Source organism: Methylobacterium sp. WL103 (genome assembly GCF_008039885.1).
In the GTDB taxonomy this organism is placed as follows: Bacteria; Pseudomonadota; Alphaproteobacteria; order Rhizobiales; family Beijerinckiaceae; genus Methylobacterium; species Methylobacterium cerastii.
This window is the reverse complement of sequence record NZ_VRUX01000686.1, coordinates 1-2,081: the sequence shown is the minus strand read 5'-3', so window position 1 is coordinate 2,081 and position 2,081 is coordinate 1. Positions and strand designations below refer to the sequence as shown.

1 protein-coding gene is annotated in these 2,081 nt (G+C 70.2%); it reads right to left on the bottom strand.

Annotation, left to right across the window (positions count from 1 at the left end):
- Positions 1–278: 278 nt before the first annotated feature.
- Positions 279–1,772 (bottom strand): sigma-54 dependent transcriptional regulator, encoded by a 1,494-nt coding sequence (locus FV222_RS24215; protein ID WP_147753634.1) that lies wholly within the window; start codon positions 1,770–1,772, stop codon positions 279–281.
- Between the last annotated feature and the right edge of the window lie 309 nt (positions 1,773–2,081).

Below are 2,081 nucleotides of genomic sequence, written 5' to 3'. Positions count from 1 at the left end.
GAGCCCGCCGCGTGCGGAGGCGGCCGTCGTCAGGACGCCCTGCGCGACGGAGCCGGCCAACAGGACGGCCAGGGCTGCTTGGGCCGAGCGCGAGACGCTCATCTGCGAACCTCCAGGGGACCGACCTCGAGGCCGCCCACAACCTTATCAGTATCGGCGCTCGCCCGATCGTGTGCAATCGCACCCCGTCCGCGCGCGCCGCAGAGTGCCGGCAAGTGTCTGATCCGCCACGCATCGAGCGCGGGCTTCCAGCCTTCAGGCCGATTCTGGCAAGCCAATCAGGCCGCGGCGTCCTCGGCCTTGGCGTCGCCGTCGAGCCCGAGTTCCTTGAGCTTGCGATACAGGGTCGATCGGCCGATTCCGAGGCGGCGCGACACCTCCGACATTCGGCCGCGATAGAATTGCAGCGCGAAGCGGATGATCTCGGCTTCCAGCGCATCCATCGGCTTCATCTCGCCGGTATCCTCGACCACCAGCGACAGGGCGTGCGGATCGCGCACCTCGACGCGGACGATCTCGCGCACCGGCTCGGGCGAATGGGCCGACAGCATCGGCTGCACCGGGGCTGCCGGGATGCGCACGTCGAACCCCTCGACCTGGGCGGCGATCTGCGGGAACTCGGCCACCGTCAGCTCGTCGCCGTCGGCGAGGACGACGGCGCGGAACAGCGCGTTCTCCAATTGCCGGACGTTGCCGGGCCAGCCGTAGCGGGTCAGCAGCGCCATCGCCTCGGCGGTGATCGCGCGGACGCGCTTGCCTTCCTCCGCCGCGAACCGGGCGCAGAACGAGCGCACCAGGTCGGGGATGTCCTCGCGGCGGGCGCGCAGCGGGGGCAGCGTCATCGGGAAGACATTGAGGCGATAGTACAGGTCTTCGCGGAAACGCCCTTCCTTGACGAGGTCGAGGAGCGATCGGTTCGTCGCCGAGACCAAGCGGATGTCGACGCGCACGCTGCGCTTGCCCCCGACGGGGTCGACCTCGCCCTCCTGCAGCGCGCGCAGCAGCTTCACCTGCGCGTCGAGTGGCAACTCGCCGATCTCGTCGAGGAACAGCGTCCCGCCGGACGCCTCGACGAACTTGCCGGCATGGCGCTCGGTGGCGCCGGTGAAGGCGCCCTTCTCGTGCCCGAACAGGGTCGACTCGACGAGGTTGTCGGGGATCGCGCCGCAATTGACCGTGACGAAGGGCTTTCCGCGCCGCTCGCCCGAGCCCTGGATCGCACGGGCCAGAACCTCCTTGCCGACGCCGGACTCGCCCTCGATCAGCACCGGGATGTTGGATTTCGCGGCGCGCTCGGCCAGCCGGATCACCCGCTCCATGTCGGGCGACTTCGAGGTCAGGTCCTTGAAGCTGAGCGAGCCGGAGGCGCGGCGGCGCATGCGCCGGACTTCCTCCTCAAGGTGGTCGACCCGGAGCGCGTTCTTGATCGAGACCTGCAGACGCTCGGCGCCGGCAGGCTTGACCACGAAGTCGACGGCGCCGGCGCGCATCGCCGTGACGACGGCGTCGATCGACCCGTTGGCGGTCTGGACGATGACCGGGGTGTCGAGGCCGGATTTCCGCATCTCGGCCAGCACGCCGAGCCCGTCGAGGCCGCCGGGCATGACGAGGTCCAGGAGCACCACGTCGATCTCGGGGTGGGTCCGCAGCAGGGCGAGCGCGTCCGCACCGTTCTCCGCGAGCGTCGCCTCGAAGCCGAAGCGGCGCACCGTCGCCTCGGCGAGACGACGCTGAACGGGATCGTCGTCGACGATCAGGACCGTTGTCGCCATGCGGGCTCTTCCTCGCTGCCGCGGGTCGTCCGCGGCGCCGGACCTTGCGGGTTCCGGCGCCCGGCGCGACCGGCGGGTGTTTCGTTTCGAGCCGGAGCCTCGCCCAGATGCGTAAAGCGCCGCTTAACGACGACGGGAGATTTGCCGCAGCCGCCGCTTGCGTCCCCTTGCGCCTGAGGATTCCGGTTGAACGCCGTCGGCTGCGCTCGATATGAGGCAGGGCGGGGCCGTCGAGCCCCGGACAGGCGGCGCGACGCGCCGGCAACGCACCCGAGGATCTATGACCATTCGCGCCCTCGCCCCCGCTTG